At 68.2% G+C, this 1221-nt stretch carries 1 protein-coding gene and 1 pseudogene; one reads left to right on the forward strand and one right to left on the reverse strand.

The genetic code is table 11. The features are described from left to right. The first annotated feature begins 166 nt into the window (after window positions 1-166). Window positions 167-900, forward strand: a pseudogene (locus B0F77_RS46380) (enoyl-CoA hydratase-related protein). Here the strand turns inward: B0F77_RS46380 and B0F77_RS48555 are convergent. Further along, on the reverse strand, window positions 815-1221 hold a 407-nt coding region (locus B0F77_RS48555; protein WP_483868466.1), incomplete at its 5' end, for an MmyB family transcriptional regulator. The pseudogene B0F77_RS46380 and the gene B0F77_RS48555 sit on opposite strands and share 86 nt — an antisense overlap.

Below are 1221 nucleotides of genomic sequence, written 5' to 3' on the forward strand. Positions count from 1 at the left end.
GATCGTCGGCGGCATCATCCCGCCGGACGACGCCGCCAAGCTGCGCGAGCGGGGCGTGGCGCGGGTGTTCACGCCGAAGGACTACGAGCTGACCGAGATCATGGACGAGATCGTCACCGTGATTCGCGAGGTGCATTCCCTGTAGCAGGGCCTTAGTGTCACGGGAATGGTCGACGTTGCGCGTGAGGGCTCGGTAGTCCGGATCACGATGAACCGTGCGGCGAAGCGCAACGCGCTGTCCGCCGAGCACCTCACGGAGTTGCTGGAGGCGTTCCGGGAGGCGGGTACTTCGGACGCGACGGGCATCGTGCTCGCCGCCGAGGGCCCGGTTTTCAGCGCGGGACACGACTTCGGGGACGTGCACGCCCGTGACAAGGAAGGTGTGCGGCTGCTGCTGGAGCTGTGCACCATGCTGATGAAGACCATTCAGTCCGTGCCGCAGGTCGTGATCGCGCGTGTCCACGGTCTGGCGACGGCGGCCGGTTGTCAGCTGGTGGCCTCGTGTGACCTGGCGGTGGCCTCGCTGGACGCCGGTTTTGCTTTGCCCGGTGGGAAAGCCGGTTGGTTCTGCCACACTCCCGCGGTGCCGGTGNNATGGAGATGGCGCTCACCGGCGACGTCGTGGACGCCGCGACGGCCGTGGAGTGGGGGCTGGTCAACCGCGCTGTGCCCGCTGACGAACTGGATGCCGCGACGGACGAGCTGCTGGCGCGGGCGACGCGGGGGAGCCGGGCGTCCAAGGCAGCGGGCAAGCTGGCCGTCTACGCGCAGCTGGACCGGCCGGAAGCCGATGCCTACGAGATCGCGCTCGCGGTCATGGCCGAGACTTCGCAGTCCCCGTCAGCCAAAGAGGGACGGGCGTCGTTCCTGGAGAAGCGGCCGCCCGTGTGGCCCGACTAGTCGCGAGAAGCTTCAGCGCGTCCGCGTTCGGACCCGGCTCGGCCTGGTAGATCACCAGGAACTGGCCGGGAGCCTCGCGCACGTCGAACGAGTGGTAGTTCAGCTTGAGCGGGCCGACCGCGGGATGCACGAACTCCTTGGCGTCCTGGGTCTTGCCGCGCACCTCGTGCTGTTCCCACAGCTGTTTGAACACGGGGTTCTCGTTCAGTGCTTCGACCATCTGCTTGAGCCGCTGGGACTTCGGGTCCGCGGTGTGCCGCAGGTGTGCGACGGTGTCCTGGGCGACCCAGTTCCAGCGCGGGTAGAAGCTCGCGGCGGCGG

The organism is Lentzea kentuckyensis, from assembly GCF_002150765.1.
Taxonomy (GTDB): Bacteria; Actinomycetota; Actinomycetes; order Mycobacteriales; family Pseudonocardiaceae; genus Lentzea; species Lentzea kentuckyensis.